At 67.7% G+C, this 16,325-nt stretch carries 13 protein-coding genes and 1 pseudogene; 9 read left to right on the top strand and 5 right to left on the bottom strand.

Annotated features, from left to right (window positions below; genetic code table 11):
* Positions 1 to 9: 9 nt before the first annotated feature.
* The 8 genes from chvE (at position 10) to ACSFA5_RS15845 (ending at position 10,372) form a co-directional block, all read left to right on the top strand.
* Positions 10 to 1,080, top strand: a complete 1,071-nt coding sequence (chvE, locus tag ACSFA5_RS15880) for a multiple monosaccharide ABC transporter substrate-binding protein (protein ID WP_435445000.1) — start codon at positions 10 to 12, stop codon at positions 1,078 to 1,080.
* 41 nt (positions 1,081 to 1,121) lie between these two features.
* Complete coding sequence (mmsA, locus tag ACSFA5_RS15875; protein WP_435445354.1) at positions 1,122 to 2,648, top strand: multiple monosaccharide ABC transporter ATP-binding protein; 1,527 nt, start codon at positions 1,122 to 1,124, stop codon at positions 2,646 to 2,648.
* Positions 2,635 to 3,855: a multiple monosaccharide ABC transporter permease gene (gene mmsB, locus ACSFA5_RS15870; protein WP_435444999.1), complete on the top strand. Its 1,221-nt coding sequence runs from the start codon at positions 2,635 to 2,637 to the stop codon at positions 3,853 to 3,855. The genes mmsA and mmsB overlap by 14 nt, the downstream gene beginning before the upstream one ends.
* A gap of 4 nt (positions 3,856 to 3,859) precedes the next feature.
* A complete protein-coding gene (locus tag ACSFA5_RS15865; RefSeq protein ID WP_435444998.1) occupies positions 3,860 to 5,383 on the top strand; it encodes a sugar ABC transporter ATP-binding protein in 1,524 nt (507 codons plus the stop codon).
* Between the two features lie 166 nt (positions 5,384 to 5,549).
* The gene (locus ACSFA5_RS15860) at positions 5,550 to 6,599 is read left to right on the top strand and encodes an ABC transporter permease (RefSeq protein ID WP_435444997.1); all 1,050 of its coding nucleotides are present in this window, start codon (positions 5,550 to 5,552) and stop codon (positions 6,597 to 6,599) included.
* Positions 6,596 to 7,642, top strand: coding sequence for a galactofuranose ABC transporter, permease protein YjfF (gene yjfF / locus ACSFA5_RS15855; protein ID WP_435444996.1), 1,047 nt, complete (start codon positions 6,596 to 6,598; stop codon positions 7,640 to 7,642). Before ACSFA5_RS15860 ends, yjfF begins: the two co-directional genes overlap by 4 nt.
* 42 nt (positions 7,643 to 7,684) lie before the next feature.
* Positions 7,685 to 9,445: an IlvD/Edd family dehydratase gene (locus ACSFA5_RS15850; protein WP_435444995.1), complete on the top strand. Its 1,761-nt coding sequence runs from the start codon at positions 7,685 to 7,687 to the stop codon at positions 9,443 to 9,445.
* 9 nt (positions 9,446 to 9,454) lie between these two features.
* Positions 9,455 to 10,372, top strand: a complete 918-nt coding sequence (locus ACSFA5_RS15845; RefSeq protein WP_435444994.1) for a dihydrodipicolinate synthase family protein — start codon at positions 9,455 to 9,457, stop codon at positions 10,370 to 10,372.
* A 52-nt stretch (positions 10,373 to 10,424) separates the two neighbouring features.
* On the opposite strand, the pseudogene ACSFA5_RS15840 reads toward ACSFA5_RS15845, so the two are convergent.
* Positions 10,425 to 11,291, bottom strand: a pseudogene (locus ACSFA5_RS15840) (LysR family transcriptional regulator); the annotation flags it as partial.
* Between the two features lie 125 nt (positions 11,292 to 11,416).
* On the opposite strand from ACSFA5_RS15840, the gene ACSFA5_RS15835 reads away from it, so the two are divergent.
* Positions 11,417 to 12,220: an SDR family NAD(P)-dependent oxidoreductase gene (locus tag ACSFA5_RS15835; protein WP_435444993.1), complete on the top strand. Its 804-nt coding sequence runs from the start codon at positions 11,417 to 11,419 to the stop codon at positions 12,218 to 12,220.
* 24 nt (positions 12,221 to 12,244) lie between these two features.
* Here ACSFA5_RS15835 and ACSFA5_RS15830 read toward each other — a convergent pair whose 3' ends face one another.
* The 4 genes from ACSFA5_RS15830 to cphA all read right to left on the bottom strand — a co-directional run bounded on the left by ACSFA5_RS15830 (position 12,245) and on the right by cphA (position 16,279).
* Positions 12,245 to 12,499, bottom strand: a complete 255-nt coding sequence (locus ACSFA5_RS15830; RefSeq protein WP_093245227.1) for a hypothetical protein — start codon at positions 12,497 to 12,499, stop codon at positions 12,245 to 12,247.
* Between the two features lie 135 nt (positions 12,500 to 12,634).
* Positions 12,635 to 13,123: a hypothetical protein gene (locus ACSFA5_RS15825; RefSeq protein ID WP_435444992.1), complete on the bottom strand. Its 489-nt coding sequence runs from the start codon at positions 13,121 to 13,123 to the stop codon at positions 12,635 to 12,637.
* A 26-nt stretch (positions 13,124 to 13,149) separates the two neighbouring features.
* Positions 13,150 to 13,560 (bottom strand): hypothetical protein, encoded by a 411-nt coding sequence (locus ACSFA5_RS15820; RefSeq protein ID WP_435444991.1) that lies wholly within the window; start codon positions 13,558 to 13,560, stop codon positions 13,150 to 13,152.
* Between the two features lie 151 nt (positions 13,561 to 13,711).
* Positions 13,712 to 16,279, bottom strand: coding sequence for a cyanophycin synthetase (gene cphA / locus ACSFA5_RS15815; protein ID WP_435444990.1), 2,568 nt, complete (start codon positions 16,277 to 16,279; stop codon positions 13,712 to 13,714).
* Positions 16,280 to 16,325 lie beyond the last annotated feature (46 nt).

Below are 16,325 nucleotides of genomic sequence, written 5' to 3'. Positions count from 1 at the left end.
AGCACGCACATGAAACGCAACTTCCTCAAGGCCTCGCTCGCGGGGCTCACCTTTGCCCTCGTGGGCTTCACGCCCTTCGCCAACGCGCAGGACAAGGGCCTTATCGCCATCTCGATGCCCACCAAGTCGTCGGCCCGCTGGATCGCCGACGGCGCCAACATGGTCAAGTACTTCAAGGACAAGGGCTACAGGACCGACCTGCAGTACGCGGACGACGACATTCCCAACCAGCTCGCGCAGATCGAGAACATGGTGACCAAGGGCTCCAAGGTTCTGGTCATTGCCGCCATCGACGGCACCACGCTGTCCGACGTGCTGCAAAAGGCTGCCGACAAGGGCGTGAAGGTCATTGCGTACGACCGGCTCATCAAGGGCTCGAAGAACGTCGACTACTACGCCACCTTCGACAACTTCCAGGTCGGCGTGCTGCAGGCGCAGTCGATCGAGGCTGCGCTGGGCCTGAAGAGCGGCAAGGGCCCGTTCAACATCGAGCTGTTCGGCGGCTCGCCCGACGACAACAACGCCTTCTTCTTCTACAACGGCGCGCTCTCGGTGTTGAAGCCCTACATCGACAGCGGCAAGCTGGTGGTGCGCAGCAAGCAGATGGGCATGGACAAGGTCGGCACGCTGCGCTGGGACGGCGCGGTGGCGCAGGCGCGCATGGACAACCTGCTGTCGGCCTACTACACCAAGGACCGTGTCGATGCGGTGCTGTCGCCGTACGACGGCCTGTCGATCGGCATTCTGTCGTCCCTGAAGGGCGTGGGCTACGGCTCGGGCACGCAGCCGATGCCCATCGTGTCGGGGCAGGACGCCGAGGTGCCGTCGGTCAAGTCGATCCTGCGCAAGGAACAGACCTCCACCGTGTTCAAGGACACGCGCGAACTGGCCAAGGTGACGGTGGCCATGGCCGACGCCATGCTCTCGGGCAAGACGCCCGAGGTGAACGACACCAAGACCTACAACAACGGCATCAAGGTGGTGCCCTCTTACCTGCTCAAGCCGGTGAGCGTGGACGCCTCGAACTGGAAGGTGGTGCTCATCGACAGCGGCTATTACAAGGAAAGCCAGGTCAAGTGAGCATCGACGGCCGCACCGCCGATGCCGCCGACATCCTGGAGATGCGCGGCATCACCAAGACCTTTCCCGGCGTGAAGGCGCTGAGCAACGTCCACCTCAGCGTGCGCGCCGGGGAAATCCATGCGGTGGTCGGCGAGAACGGCGCGGGCAAGTCGACGCTCATGAAGGTGCTGAGCGGCGTGTACCCGTGCGATTCGTACACCGGCGCGATTCACTTCGAAGGGGAGGAGCGCCGGTTCAAGACCATTGCCGACAGCGAGAAGCTGGGCATCATCATCATTCACCAGGAGCTGGCGCTGGTGCCGCTGCTGTCGATTGCGGAGAACCTGTTTCTCGGCAACGAAATAGCGCGCGGCGGCGTGATCGACTGGTTCGCCGCCTATGCGAAGACGCGCGAGCTGCTGGCCAAGGTGGGGCTGAAAGAGCTGCCCACCACGCTGGTGACCGACCTGGGCGTGGGCAAGCAGCAGCTGGTGGAAATTGCCAAGGCGCTGGCCAAGGAGGTGAAGCTGCTGATCCTCGACGAGCCCACCGCCAGCCTGAACGAGCGCGACAGCGACGCGCTGCTGATGCTGCTGCTCGAATTGAAGCGCCAGGGCATCGCGTCGATCCTCATCTCGCACAAGCTCAACGAGATTGCCAAGGTGGCCGACTCGGTGACGGTGCTGCGCGACGGCGCCACCGTGGAAACCATCGACTGCCGCACGCAGCCGATCAGCGAAGACCGCATCATCCGCGGCATGGTGGGCCGCGACATGGAACACCGCTACCCGCAACGCTCGCCGAAGATCGGCGAGACCGTGTTCGAGGTGCGCGACTGGCGCGTGCACCATGCGCTGCACGCCGACCGCGAACAGATCAAGGGCGTGAGCCTGAGCGTGCGCCAGGGCGAGATCGTCGGCATTGCCGGCCTGATGGGCGCGGGGCGCACCGAGCTGGCCATGAGCGTGTTCGGCAAGTCGTACGGGCAGCGCATCAGCGGCTCGGTGCTGATGCACGGCAAGCCGGTGGACGTGAGCACGGTGCGCAAGGCCATCGACCACGGCATCGCCTACGTCACCGAAGACCGCAAGGGCCTGGGGCTGGTGCTGGAAGAAGACATCCGCAAGAACATCAGCCTGGCCAACCTGGACGCCGTGTCCGAGCGCACCGTGATCGACAACGGCCGCGAATTCAAGGTGGCCAACGACTACCGCAAGGCGCTCAACATCCGCTGCTCGGGCGTGGAGCAGCTGGTGGTCAACCTGTCGGGCGGCAACCAGCAGAAGGTGGTGCTGAGCAAGTGGCTCTTCACGCAACCCGAACTGCTGATATTGGACGAGCCCACGCGCGGCATCGACGTGGGCGCCAAGTACGAGATCTACACCATCATCGACCAGCTCGCGAGCGAGGGCAAAGGCATTCTCATGATCTCTTCGGAACTGCCGGAACTGCTCGGCATGTGCGACCGCATCTACGTGATGAACGAGGGGCGCTTCGTCGCCGACCTGACGGCCGCCGAGGCCTCGCAGGAACGCATCATGCACGCCATCGTGAGCGCGGGGAGCACTGTCCATGTCGCAGCCTGAGGTCAACGCGTTGCAGGGCGCAGCGCCTGTCGCAGAGTCACCGAAGCTGCATGTGGGCTTCCTGAAGAACAACCTGCGCGAGTACGGCATGCTGATCTCGCTGGTCGCGATCATGGTGCTGTTCCAGGTGCTGACCGACGGCACGCTGCTGCGACCGCTCAACCTCACCAATCTGCTCTTGCAAAACAGCTACGTGGTGATCATGGCGCTGGGCATGCTGCTGGTGATCGTGGCGGGGCACATCGACCTGTCGGTGGGTTCGGTGTGCGGCTTCATCGGCGCGCTGGCGGCGGTGCTGATGGTGGAGTACGAATGGCACTTCGTGCCGACAGCGATCATCAGCATCGCGGCCGGTGCCGTCATCGGCGCGGCGCAGGGCTGGTTCGTGGCGTTCCGCAAGATCCCGTCGTTCATCGTCACGCTCGCGGGCATGCTGGTGTTCAAGGGGCTCACGCTGGCGCTGCTGGCGGGGCAGTCGGTGGGGCCGTTTCCGGTGGCGTTCCAGCGGCTGAGCTCGGGCTTCATTCCCGACCCGCTGGGTGGCACGGATTCCGGCGGCTTGCGCGTCACCTCGCTGGTGATCGGCGTGCTGGCGGCCGCGGCGCTGGTGTTCTTCAAGCTGCGCGGGCGCGCCAAGCTCAAGGCGCACGGCATGGAGCAGGAGCCCTACGCCTTCTTCCTGGTGAAGAACCTGTTCTTCGCGGCCATCATCCTGTTCTTCAGCTACCTGCTGTCCACCTACAAGGGCCTGCCCAACGTGCTGATCGTGATGGCGGTGCTGATCGTGGTGTACGACTTCGTCACCAACCGCACCACCATCGGCCGGCGCATCTATGCGCTGGGCGGCAACGAGAAGGCGGCGCGGCTGTCGGGCGTGAAGACGCAGTGGCTCGCGTTCCTGACCTTCGTGAACATGGGCGCGCTGGCCGCGTTGGCGGGCCTGGTGTTCGCCGCGCGGCTCAACACCGCCACGCCCAAGGCGGGCCTGGGCTTCGAGCTCGACGTGATCGCGGCCTGCTTCATCGGCGGGGCCTCGGCCTCGGGCGGCGTGGGCCGGGTGATGGGCGCGGTGATCGGTGCCTTCATCATGGGCGTGATGAACAACGGCATGTCGATCGTGGGCATCGGCATCGACTACCAGCAGGTCATCAAGGGGCTGGTGCTGCTGGCTGCCGTGTTCATCGACGTCTACAACAAGAACAAGTAGGCGCATGGTCCCGCACACAGCCATTCCCCCCGTGCTCGAGTTGCGCGGCATCGACAAGCAGTTCGGCGGCATTGCGGTGCTGCGCGATGTGCAACTGCGGCTGTACCCGGGCGAAATTCACGCGCTGATGGGGCAGAACGGCGCGGGCAAGTCGACGCTCATCAAGGTGCTGACGGGCGTGCTGTCGTCCAGCGGCGGCGAGATGTTTCTGGGCGGCCAGCCGATTCACCCGGGCTCGCCGCTGGACGCGCAGAAGCTGGGCATCAGCACGGTCTACCAGGAAGTGAACCTGTGCCCGAACCTGTCGGTGGCGGAGAACGTGTTCGCTGGGCGCTATCCGCGCTGCGGCGTGGCGCAGGGCTTTCGAATCGACTGGGCGCAGGTGAACCGACGCGCCGAGGCGCTGCTGGCGCGCATCGGGCTGGACATCGACGTGACGCGGCTGCTGTCGAGCTACTCGGTGGCGGTGCAGCAGATGGTGGCCATTGCACGCGCGCTGGGCGTGTCGTCGAAGGTGCTGATCCTCGACGAGCCGACCTCCAGCCTGGACGACGACGAGGTCGAAAAGCTGTTCGAGGTGCTGCGGCGTTTGCGCGCCGAGGGCCTGGCGATCGTGTTCGTCACGCACTTTCTGAACCAGATGTATGCGGTGGCTGACCGCATCACGGTGTTGCGCAACGGCGGCTGGATCGGCGAATGGCGCGCCGCCGACCTGGGGCCGCAGGCCTTGATTGCCGCGATGCTCGGGCGCGAGCTGGCGGCGCAGTCGGCAAGGCCCGCGGCGCTGCCCGCGTTCGACGAAGCGGCGCCCGCATTGCTGCAGGCCGAAGGGCTGGGGCAGGCGGGGCAGTTGCAGGCGACCGACCTGCGTGTACGTGCCGGAGAGGTGGTCGGCATCGCGGGCTTGCTCGGCGCCGGCCGCACGGAACTGGCGCGGCTGCTGTTCGGGCTGGAGATGCCGGACCGTGGCGTGCTGAAGGTCGATGGCCGCTCCGTCAGCTTTTCGAACCCGGCCGATGCGATCCGCGAAGGCCTGGCGCTGTGCCCGGAGGAGCGCAAGACCGACGGCATCGTCGCGGAACTGTCGGTGCGCGAGAACATCGCGTTGGCGCTGCAGGCACGCCTGGGCACGCGTCGTTTTCTGTCGCACGCCGAGCAGACCGAGATGGCCGAGCGCTTCGTCAAGTCGCTGGGCATCAAGACCGCGAGCGTGGAAACGCCCATCGGGCTGCTCTCGGGCGGCAACCAGCAGAAGGCCATGATCGCGCGCTGGCTCGCCACCGAGCCGCGCCTGCTGATCCTCGATGAGCCGACGCGCGGCATCGACGTGGCGGCGAAGCAGGAAATCATGGAAGAGATATTGCGGCTCGCGCGCGCGGGCATGGCGGTGGTTTTCATCTCGTCGGAAATGAGCGAGGTGGTGCGCGTGGCGCATCGCATCGTGGTGCTGCGGGACCGGAAGAAGGTGGGGGAGCTGCCGGGTGGCTCTTCCGAGGACGAGGTCTACGAAATGATTGCGGCGACGTGATGTTGACCCTGTTTTCGTGTTGTCCCCTCTCCCGCTTGCGGGAGAGGGTTAGGGTGAGGGCAGGTGCCTTCGACCAGCAGCAGGCCTGTCCACACGCCGCACCCTCACCCCAACCCTCTCCCGCAAGCGGGAGAGGGGGCAAGACCGCCCCGGCGGAGCAACCGACATGACCAACGCCGACAACAATCGCCTGGTGAAAGCGATGAGCCATCGCCTCGCCTGGCCCCTCATCACCCTGCTGATCCTGCTCGCGGTGAACACCGCCTTCAACGCCAGCTTTCTCCACCTCGAGTGGCGCGACGGCCATCTGTACGGGAGCCTGATCGACATCCTGAACCGCGCGGCGCCGCTGGTGCTGGTGTCGCTGGGCATGACGCTGGTGATCGCCACGCGCGGCATCGACATTTCGGTGGGCGCGGTGGTGGCCATTGCCGCGTCGCTCGCGGCCTGGATGATCGGCGGCTCGGTGGCCAACGACGTGAGCCGGTTCCCGATGTCGCTGGCCATCGTCGCGGCCATCGGCATCGCGCTGCTGTGCGGGCTGTGGAACGGCCTGCTGGTCGCCAAGGTGGGCATGCAACCCATCATCGCGACGCTGATCCTCATGGTGGCCGGGCGCGGCATCGCGCAGCTGATTGCCGACGGGCAGATCATCACCATCTACTACAAGCCCTTCTTCTTCCTGGGCAGCGGCTACCTGCTGGGCCTGCCGTTCTCGCTGTTCATCGCTGCGGCGGTGTTCGCGCTGCTGTACCTCGCGATCACGCGCACGGCGCTGGGCCTGTTCATCCAGGCGGTGGGCATCAACCCGACGGCGGCGCGCGTGGCCGGCGTGCAGGCGCGGCGGCTGGTCGTCGGGGCCTATGCGTTCTGCGGGGCTTGCGCGGGCGTGGCGGGCCTGCTGATCAGCTCCAACGTGAAGAGCGCGGACGGCAACAACGCCGGCCAGCTCATCGAGCTCGATGCGATCCTGGCGGTGACGCTGGGCGGCACCGCGCTGACCGGCGGGCGCTTCAGCCTGGTGGGCAGCGTGATCGGGGCGCTCATCATCCAGACCCTGACCTATGCGATCTACTCGCTGGGGGTGCCGCCGGAGATCAACCTGGTGGTGAAGGCGGGGGTGGTGTTCGCGGTGATGCTGCTGCAGTCGCCGGAGTTTCGCGCGGAGATTCGCTCGCTGGTGCAGCGGCCTGTGCGTGAAGAGGCCAAGGCATGAGCGCGGTGATCGATAGGGGACCCTCACCCCAGCCCTCTCCCGCGAGCGGGAGAGGGGGCAAGACCGGGGGCAGGGGCAGGCGGGGGCTCAACCCGAAGTACCTGCCGTTGACTGCGACCATTTCGTTGTTCCTGCTGGTGGCCACGCTCGGCTCGGTGTTCTACGACGGCTTCTTCTCGGCGCAGGTGTTCCTCAACCTGCTGATCGACAACGCCTTTCTCATCGTCGTGGCCGTGGGCATGACCTTCGTGATTCTGTCGGGCGGCATCGACCTGTCGGTGGGCTCGGTGATCGCGCTCACCACCATGGTCTCGGCCTCGCTGGTCGAAAAGCACGGCTGGAGCCCGGCCATCGTCATTCCGCTGGTGCTGGCGATGGGCACGGCCTTCGGTGCGTTCATGGGGCTGCTCATCGAGCGCTACCGGCTGCAGCCCTTCATCGTCACGCTGGCGGGCATGTTCCTGGCGCGCGGGCTGTGCTACCTGATCAGCATCGACTCGATCAGCATCACCAACGCGTTCTATTCCGAGGTTTCGCAGGTTCGCATTCCGGTCTGGGGCGAGGCCTCGGTGTCGATCAGCGCGGTGATCGCCGTGGTGGTGCTGCTGGCGGCGGTGTTCATCGCGCACTGCACGCCCTTCGGCCGCGCGGTGTACGCCATTGGCGGCAGCGAGCATTCGGCGATGCTGATGGGCCTGCCGGTGCGCCGCACGCTCATCGGGGTGTACACGCTCTCGGGCTTCTGCTCGGCGCTGGCGGGCGTGATCTTCACTTTCTACATGCTGTCGGGCTACGGCCTGCATGCGGTGGGGCTGGAGCTCGACGCCATTGCGGCGGTGGTGATCGGCGGCACGCTGCTCACGGGCGGCGTGGGCTATGTGGCGGGCACGCTGTTCGGCGTGCTGATGCTCGGGATCATCCAGACGCTGATTTCCTTCGACGGCACGCTGAGCTCGTGGTGGACCCGCATCGTGGTGGGTGCGCTGCTGTTCGTGTTCTGCCTGCTGCAGCGCTTCTTCACGTCGCGGGCGCCGCGCCGCTGAACTTTCTTTTCTTCCCTCTTTCGCTTTCATCAGGACTTCCGCATGTCGGACCCCACATCCAAGACCCCTCCGAAGAAACTGCGCTCCACCGAATGGTTCGGCTCGGCCGACAAGAACGGCTTCATGTACCGCAGCTGGATGAAGAACCAGGGCATTCCGGACCACGAGTTCGACGGCCGCCCGATCATCGGCATCTGCAACACCTGGTCGGAGCTCACGCCGTGCAACGCGCACTTCCGCAAGATCGCCGAGCACGTGAAGCGCGGCATCTCCGAAGCAGGCGGCTTTCCGGTGGAGTTTCCGGTGTTCTCCAACGGCGAGTCGAACCTGCGGCCCACGGCCATGCTCACGCGCAACCTCGCGAGCATGGACGTGGAAGAGGCCATCCGCGGCAACCCGGTCGATGCGGTGGTGCTGCTCACCGGCTGCGACAAGACCACGCCCGCGCTGCTGATGGGTGCCGCGAGCTGCGACATCCCGGCCATCGTGGTCACGGGCGGGCCCATGCTCAACGGCAAGCTCGACGGCAAGAACATCGGCTCGGGCACGGCCGTGTGGCAGCTGCACGAGTCGCTGAAGGCGGGCGAGATCAACCTGCACCAGTTCCTCTCGGCCGAAGGCGGCATGTCGCGCTCGGCGGGCACCTGCAACACCATGGGCACGGCCTCCACCATGGCCTGCATGGCCGAGGCGCTGGGCACCTCGCTGCCGCACAACGCGGCCATTCCGGCGGTCGATGCGCGGCGCTACGTGCTCGCGCAGATGTCGGGCATGCGCGCGGTCGCGATGGCCAAGGAAGGGCTCACGCTGTCGAAGATCCTCACGCGCGAGGCCTTCGAAAACGCCATTCGCGTGAACGCGGCCATCGGCGGATCGACCAACGCGGTGATCCACCTGAAGGCGATCGCGGGGCGCATCGGCGTCGAACTGGAGCTCGAAGACTGGACACGCATCGGCAGCAACACCCCCACCATCGTCGACCTGATGCCCTCGGGCCGCTTCCTGATGGAGGAGTTCTATTACGCGGGCGGCCTGCCCGCCGTGCTGCGCCGCCTGGGCGAGAACGGCCTGCTGCCGCACCCGGGTGCGCTCACGGTCAACGGCCAGTCGATCTGGGACAACGTGCGCGAGGCGCCCAGCCTCGACGACGAGGTGATCCGCCCGCTGAGCAACCCGCTGATCGCCGACGGCGGCATCCGCATCCTGCGCGGCAACCTGTCGCCGCGCGGCGCGGTGTTGAAGCCCTCGGCCGCCACGCCCGCGCTGCTCAAGCACCGGGGCCGCGCGGTGGTGTTCGAGAACCTGGAGCACTACAAGGAACGCATCGTCGACGAAGACCTCGACATCGACGCGAGCTGCGTGATGGTGCTGAAGAACTGCGGCCCCAAGGGCTACCCCGGCATGGCCGAGGTGGGCAACATGGGCCTGCCCCCGAAGCTGCTGCGCCAGGGCGTGAAGGACATGGTGCGCATCTCCGACGCACGCATGAGCGGCACGGCCTACGGCACGGTGGTGCTGCACGTGGCGCCCGAGGCCGCCGACGGCGGGCCGCTGGCGGCGGTGCGCGACGGCGACTGGATCGAGCTCGACTGCGATGCGGGCCGGCTGCACCTGGACATCAGCGACGAAGAGCTGGCGTCACGCCTGGCGTCGTTGACCAGCACCGACGCGCAACCCATGAGCACGCGCGGCGGCGGCTACCAGAAGCTCTACGTCAACCATGTGCTGCAGGCCGACGAGGGCTGCGACTTCGACTTTCTGGTGGGCTGCAGAGGCTCCGCCGTTCCCCGCCACTCCCACTGATCCATCCCCATGACCCCCAGATACCGCGGCATCTTCCCGGTGGTGCCCACCACCTTCACCGAACAGGGCGCGCTCGACCTCGAGAGCCAGAAGCGCTGCGTCGACTTCATGATCGACGCGGGCTCCGACGGGCTGTGCATCCTCGCCAATTTTTCGGAGCAGTTCGTGCTGTCCGACGAAGAGCGCGAGGTGCTCACCCGCACGATCCTGGAACACGTGAAAGGCCGCGTGCCCGTCATCGTGACCACCACGCACTACAGCACCCAGGTCTGCGCCGAGCGCAGCCGCCGCGCGCAGGACATGGGCGCGGCCATGCTGATGGTGATGCCGCCGTACCACGGCGCCACCTTCCGCGTGCCCGAGCCGCAGATCTTCGAGTTCTATGCGCGGCTGTCGGACGCGGTGGGCATTCCCGTCATGGTCCAGGACGCACCGGCCAGCGGAACGGTGCTGTCTGCGCCGTTCCTGGCGCGCATGGCCAGGGAGATCGAGCACGTGGCGTATTTCAAGATCGAAACGGCCGGTGCCGCCGCCAAGCTGCGCGAGCTGATCCGCCTGGGCGGCGACGCCGTCGAAGGCCCGTGGGACGGCGAGGAAGCCATCACGCTGATGCCCGACCTCGACGCCGGTGCCACCGGCTCCATGACCGGCGGCGGCTACCCGGACGGCATCCGCCCGATCATCGAGGCGCACCGCGCGGGCGACCGCGACACCGCTTATGCGCTGTACCAGCAATGGCTGCCGCTCATCAACTACGAGAACCGTCAGGCCGGATTGCTGGCCTGCAAGTCGCTCATGAAGGAGGGCGGCGTGATCGCCTGCGAGGCGCCGCGTCATCCGCTGCCGGCGATGCACCCGGCAACGCGCGCCGGCCTGATCGAGACGGCCAAGCGGCTGGACCCGCTGGTGCTGCGCTGGGGGCGCTAGCAAGCGCGCTTTCCTCGGCAACGAAGTACGGCGCGACGATGTCCGTCAGCCAGCCCATCACTGCCAGCACGCGCGGCGCGAGCTGGCGGCGGTTGACGTACACCAGCGACACCGGCATGGGGCGTGCGGTGAACGCCGGCATCACCTGCACCAGCGAGCCCCTGTCGAAGCAAGGCTGCAGGCCCGCGACCGGCGCCTGGATCAGCCCGAGGCCCGCGACCGCCGCGGCGTTGTACGCATCGGTGCCGTTCACCGTGACGGTGGAGCGCACGGGCTGCAACCGGTAGCGGCCTTCGGCGGCGTCGAAGTATTCCCAGCCCGCATCGTTCGGCGAGAGGGTCTGCGCGAAGTGCACGATGCGGTGCTGCGCAAGGTCGGCCAGCGTGCGCGGCGTGCCGTGCGCCTGCAGGTAGGCCGGGCTCGCGGCGTTGGCCATGCGCATGACGCCGAGAGGCCGCGCGACCAGTTCGGAGTCGCCCAGCACGCCGATGCGCAGCACGCAGTCGAAGCCGTCGTTCACCAGGTCGACGCGGCGGTCGGTGGTGCTGATGCCGATGTCCAGCGCGGGATGCAGCGCGAGGAATTCGGGCAGGCGCGGAATGACGAGGTCGCGCGCCACGGTGGCCGGCAGGTCGATGCGCAGCCGGCCCGTCAGGCCGCCGCTGTTCGAGCGGAACAGGGTGGCCAGTTGCTCGCCTTCGGCGAGGTAGTCCTTGCACCTTTCCAGAAAGCGCTCGCCGTCCTCGGTGAGCCGCACGCTGCGCGTGGTGCGCTGCAGCAGCCGCGTGCCCAGCCGCTCCTCGAGGTGCTGAACCGCCACCGAGACGCGTGCGCGGGTCAGGCCGAGCTGGTCGGCGGCGCGGCTGAAGCTCGCGAGTTCGGCCACCCTGGAGAAGATGCGCAGTTCATCGATGTTCATGAATGCAGCCTCCGATTGTTTCGTTCTCGAAGAACAGTGTGCATCGAATGGCGGGATTTATCTTGCTGCCGGTAATTCTTAAAGTCCCTCCATCGATCCACCGATCCACCACCGAGGACTTTGAAATGACCGCTTCCACCACCCCCATTTCCCCCATTCCCCCCGTTCCCCCCGTTTCCAGCATCGCGCTCGTCACCGGCGGCAGCCGCGGCCTGGGCCGCAGCACCGCGCTGGCGCTCGCCGCGGACGGCGTCGACGTGATCCTGACCTATGTGTCGAACGAAGCGAGCGCGCAGGCGGTGGTGTCCGAGATCGAGGCGAAGGGGCGCCGCGCCGTCGCGCTGCAGCTCGACGTCGGCGACAGCAGCGCCTTCGCCGCTTTCGCGGAATCGGTGAAGACCGTGCTGGCGTCCACCTGGCAGCGCGAGCGCTTCGACTTCCTGGTGAACAACGCGGGCGTGGGCCTGCATGCGAGCTTCGAGGAGACGACCGAGGCGCAGTTCGACATGCTCTTCAACATCCACTTCAAGGGCACGTACTTCCTCACGCAGAAGCTGCTGCCGCTGATGGCGGACGGCGGGCGCATCGTCAACCTGTCGTCGGGGCTGACCCGCTTCTCGATGGCCGGCGCCTCGGCCTATGCCGCGATGAAGGGTGGCGTGGAAGTGCTCACGCGCTACCTCGCCAAGGAACTGGGCGCGCGCGGCATCGCGGTGAACACGATCGCGCCGGGCGCGATCGCCACCGACTTCAGCGGGGGCATGGTGCGCGACAACCCGCAGGTGAACGCGATGGTCGCCGGCTTGACCGCGCTCGGACGCACGGGCCTGCCCGACGACATCGGCGGCGCCATCGCGGGCTTGCTGGGGGAGGGCAATCGCTGGGTCAACGCCCAGCGCATCGAGGTGTCGGGAGGGATGAAGGTCTGAGCACAGGGCGTGCCCAGGGGAGGTTCAGCTCTTCTCGAGTTCGGTGACCTGCAACGACAGGTCGAACAGCTTGGACTTGCTGGCGTAGTAGCGGTCGAGCCGCCACTCCTTCAGGATGTCCATGGCGAGCTGGAAGCTCTTGTAGTCGAGGTTGTAGAGCGTGATCAGCTCGAAGCTGCGTTCGGACTCCAGCGCCAACACGAGCTGGGCGAGGATCTTGGCCGATTCGTTGGCCGGGTCCGTTTCAATGAATCGGCGAGCGACCTTGATGGCATTCATGGGAAGGGATTCCTCGGTAGGCAGGGACCGAGAACTATAGCTAGCACTCCTGCGCCTTTTATGACGGTTGTGTGACAGCCAAGGGCATCGGCCGCCTTCCGGGCGCAAACCCGGAAGAGAGGGGCCTGCCGGCGTTCAGCGCATCGGCATCGGTGCCGGCATGGGCGCCATCACCGGATCGGGCGCGCGTTCCATCGGCATGGGCCTGGGCATCTGCCGCATGGGCCGCGCGGGCCGCACGGTGGTGGTGACCGATTCGCGGATCACGCCGCCGCCCATCACGCTGCCTTCCATGGCGGCGCTGGTGTTGCCGCTGCCGCCGAGCACCCGGGCCTCGCAGTCGGCACGGTCGCCGGGCTGCTGCAGGCCGCAGCGGGCCAGCGCATTGGCGCGGTAGTCGGGTGCGCCGGTCAGGGCGCCCTGGGCCGCTGCCTGGCGCGCTGCGCCGGCTTCGCGGATGCAGGCGGCACGGTCTTGCTGGTTGTGGCCGCACACGGCCAGTTCCTGCTGGTAGGTGCCGCCGTCACCGCGGCGCGGGCCCGCGGCAGACGCTACCGTGGCGCTGGCCACGCCGCCCAGGGCGAGCAGCGCGAAGATCATCGAACGCGAGGTCTTGCTTTTCATGAGGTGCTCCTTCGGGTGAGAGGGGTTCAACGCGACGGCACGGGCTGTGCCGGCAGCGGTGTCACGGTTTCGCGGATCACGCCGCCGCCCATCACGCTGCCTTCGGTGGTGGTGCGGGCGCCGCCGTTGATGCGGGCTTCGCAGTCGGCCTGGTCGGCACCGGGCTGTTCGCTGCAACGGGCCAGGGAATTGACTTGCCCACGGGCCGGGCTCGGGGTGGTGAGGCCGCTGCGTCCGGCTTCCTGCTTCGCGGCGCCGGCTTCGCGAAGGCATGCTGCGCGGTCTTGCTGCACACCATCGCACACGGCGCGCTCTTTTTGCATGCGGGCGTCGGTGCCGGGCGCCTGCGCGCCGGCGGTCTGCGCGCCGAACACGATGAATCCGCTGGCGGCGAAGAGGGCCGTGGCGGAAAGGATGGAACGAACTGTTGTTGTCATGCGGGCTCCTGGTTGGGGCACGCCCTCATGGAGGTGCGTGACCGGAGCCACAGTGTGGTGTCGGCGGGGGTGGCGGGTCTGTGGGACAGCCGCACCCTCTGGCCGGGCCGGACGCGCCCCTGTCTGTGGGACGTGTCCGGCATGCGGGGCTTCAACCAGCCGCGATGCGCTGTGCGAGGTGAGCGAGCGCCTCCTCGACCTGGTCGACGAGGATGAGCGACAGGTCGCCGGGCTGCAAACGGGCCAGCGCCGTGTCGATGGCGACGAACTCGCCGCGAATTTCGTCGATGTAGCGCGTGCGGCCCGCGCCCTGCAGGCCCTGGCGCAGCAGCGCCATCACTTCGCCGTCGGCGCGCCCGCGCTGCGCCGCGTCCTGGTACAGGATCACGTCGTCGAAGGCCTGCCCGAGGATGGCCGTCTGGTCGCGGATGTCCGAGTCGCGGCGGTCGCCCGCGCCGCTGATGACCACCGAGCGCTTCTTCGCCGGCATGGTGTCCACGGCCGACACCAGCGCACGCATGGCGTCGGTGTTGTGGCCGTAGTCGGCGATCACGGTGGCGCCGCGGTAGTCCATGACGTTGAAGCGCCCGGGCACGCCGGCCGCGTCGTTCATGAAGCTGGCCAGGCCGCTGCGGATGGTGTCCCAGTCCAGGCCCACGGCCCACGCCGCGGCCACCGAGGCCATCACGTTGTCGACCTGGAAGCCGATGGTGCCGCCGCGCGTGATCGGCACGTCACGCAGCGCGATGCGTTCGCGCCACGAGCCTTCGGCCGCCACCAGCGTGTCCTGGTCGACGTACACGGTGCGCTTGCCCTGGGCGCGGTGCGTGGCCATCACCGGGTGCATGCGGTCGGCGGTGAAGAAGATCACGTGGCCGGGGCAGCCCGAGGCCATGGCCGCGACGTTCGGGTCGGCCGCGTTGAGCACCGCGTAGCCGTCGGCAGCCACGTTGCGCACGATCACGCGCTTCAACACCGCCAGGTCTTCCACGGTGGTGATGTAGTTCAGCCCCAGGTGGTCGCCGCTGCCGATGTTGGTGACCACGGCCACCTCGCAGCGGTCGAAACCCAGGCCCTCGCGCAGCACGCCCCCGCGGGCCACTTCGAACACGGCGGCATCGACGTCGGGGTGCATCAGCACGTTGCGCGCGCTCTTCGGGCCGCTGCAGTCGCCGCTGTCGGTCTGCCGGCCGTCGACGTACACGCCGTCGGTGTTGGTCATGCCGGTGCGCAGGCCGCTGGAGGCGAGCAGGTGGTTGATCAGGCGCGCGGTGGTGGTCTTGCCGTTGGTGCCGGTGACGGCCACGACCGGAATGCGGCCGTCGTCGCCGTGGGCGAACAGGGTGTCCATCACCGCTTCGCCCACCGCGCGGCCGCGGCCGAACGAGGGCGAGATGTGCATGCGCAGGCCGGGCGCGGCGTTGACCTCGACCACGCCGCCGTGCTGCTCCTCGAGCGGGCGCAGCACGTTCTCGCAGACCATGTCGACGCCGCAGATGTGCAGGCCGACCATCTGCGCGGCATCGACGGCGCGCGCCGCCACTTCGGGATGCACGGTGTCGGTCACGTCGGTGGCGGTGCCGCCGGTGGACAGGTTGGCGTTGTTGCGCAGCACCACGCGCTGGCCGCGCGCGGGCACGCTGTCGGGCGTGAGGCCTTGCGATTCGAGCCGGCCGACGGCGATGTCATCGAGCCGGATCTTGGTGAGCGAGGTGGCGTGACCTTCGCCGCGGCGCGGGTCGAGGTTCACGGTGTCCACCAGCTGGCGCACGGTGAGGGCGCCGTCGCCGATCACCTGCGGCGGGTCGCGCCGCGCGGCGGCCACCAGGCGGTCGCCCACCACCAGCAGGCGGAAGTCGAAGCCGGGCAAAAATTTCTCGACCATCACCTCGCCGTGCACGGCCGCCGAGTCGTAGGCCGAGAACAGTTCCTCGCGCGTGGTGATGTTCACCGTGACGCCCTTGCCCTGGTTGCCGTCCTGCGGCTTCACCACGACCGGCAGGCCGATTTCGTGCGCCGCGGCCCAGCCGTCTTCGGCGCTGCTCACGGGCCGGCCCAGCGGCACCGGCACGCCGGCGGCGTTGAGCAGCTGCTTGGTCAGCTCCTTGTCCTGCGCGATCGATTCGGCCACGCCGCTGGTGCTGTCGATTTCGGCGGCCTGGATGCGGCGCTGCTTGGAGCCCCAGCCGAACTGCACCAGGCTGCCGCGCGTGAGGCGGCGGTACGGAATGCCGCGTGCCACGGCCGCATCGACGATGGAGCCGGTGCTCGGGCCCAGTCGCTCCGATTCGTCGAGGTCGCGCAGTTCGGTGATGGCGGCGTCGGCGTCGAAGGCGGTGTCGGCCTGCGCGGCGGCGATCAGTTGCTCGGCCAGCTCGATGGCGCGGCGGCCCACGGCTTCTTCGCTGTACTGGAACACGACCTGGTAGACGCCTTCTTCCAGCGTTTGCGAGGTGTGGCCGAAGTTGACGGCGCAGCCGGCCTGGGCCTGCAGCGCCACGGCGGCGTTTTCCAGCACGTGGGCCAGGGCCAGCGGCTGGCCCAGCACCATCGGGTGCAGCTCGCCGATGGTCGGGAAGCGCGCGCGCAGGCGGCCTTCGAAGCCGGCCAGCTTGCTGATGGCGTTTTCATCGCCTTCGCAGGCGACGACCGCTTCGATGGCGGTGTGGCGGCTCCAGAGATTGGGCCCTCTAAGGGCTCGGGTGCGGGTGACTTTCATGGGGGCAGCGGTTTCTATTCAAGAAACACCGTGGAACCGGCTTTGC

The organism is Variovorax monticola (assembly GCF_051216855.1).
Taxonomy (GTDB): domain Bacteria; phylum Pseudomonadota; class Gammaproteobacteria; order Burkholderiales; family Burkholderiaceae_C; genus Variovorax.
The sequence above is the reverse complement of the archived record's forward strand: the minus strand, read 5'-3'. Positions and strand labels throughout refer to the sequence as shown.

What these genes read in the sequence shown, in the direction of transcription:
- chvE (WP_435445000.1), top strand. Translation starts at nt 10, where the DNA reads ATGAAACGCAACTTCCTCAAGGCCTCGCTCGCGGGGCTCACCTTTGCC.
- mmsA (WP_435445354.1), top strand. Translation starts at nt 1,122, where the DNA reads ATGCGCGGCATCACCAAGACCTTTCCCGGCGTGAAGGCGCTGAGCAAC.
- mmsB (WP_435444999.1), top strand. Translation starts at nt 2,635, where the DNA reads ATGTCGCAGCCTGAGGTCAACGCGTTGCAGGGCGCAGCGCCTGTCGCA.
- ACSFA5_RS15865 (WP_435444998.1), top strand. Translation starts at nt 3,860, where the DNA reads ATGGTCCCGCACACAGCCATTCCCCCCGTGCTCGAGTTGCGCGGCATC.
- ACSFA5_RS15860 (WP_435444997.1), top strand. Translation starts at nt 5,550, where the DNA reads ATGACCAACGCCGACAACAATCGCCTGGTGAAAGCGATGAGCCATCGC.
- yjfF (WP_435444996.1), top strand. Translation starts at nt 6,596, where the DNA reads ATGAGCGCGGTGATCGATAGGGGACCCTCACCCCAGCCCTCTCCCGCG.
- ACSFA5_RS15850 (WP_435444995.1), top strand. Translation starts at nt 7,685, where the DNA reads ATGTCGGACCCCACATCCAAGACCCCTCCGAAGAAACTGCGCTCCACC.
- ACSFA5_RS15845 (WP_435444994.1), top strand. Translation starts at nt 9,455, where the DNA reads ATGACCCCCAGATACCGCGGCATCTTCCCGGTGGTGCCCACCACCTTC.
- ACSFA5_RS15835 (WP_435444993.1), top strand. Translation starts at nt 11,417, where the DNA reads ATGACCGCTTCCACCACCCCCATTTCCCCCATTCCCCCCGTTCCCCCC.
- ACSFA5_RS15830 (WP_093245227.1), bottom strand. Translation starts at nt 12,499, where the DNA reads ATGAATGCCATCAAGGTCGCTCGCCGATTCATTGAAACGGACCCGGCC.
- ACSFA5_RS15825 (WP_435444992.1), bottom strand. Translation starts at nt 13,123, where the DNA reads ATGAAAAGCAAGACCTCGCGTTCGATGATCTTCGCGCTGCTCGCCCTG.
- ACSFA5_RS15820 (WP_435444991.1), bottom strand. Translation starts at nt 13,560, where the DNA reads ATGACAACAACAGTTCGTTCCATCCTTTCCGCCACGGCCCTCTTCGCC.
- cphA (WP_435444990.1), bottom strand. Translation starts at nt 16,279, where the DNA reads ATGAAAGTCACCCGCACCCGAGCCCTTAGAGGGCCCAATCTCTGGAGC.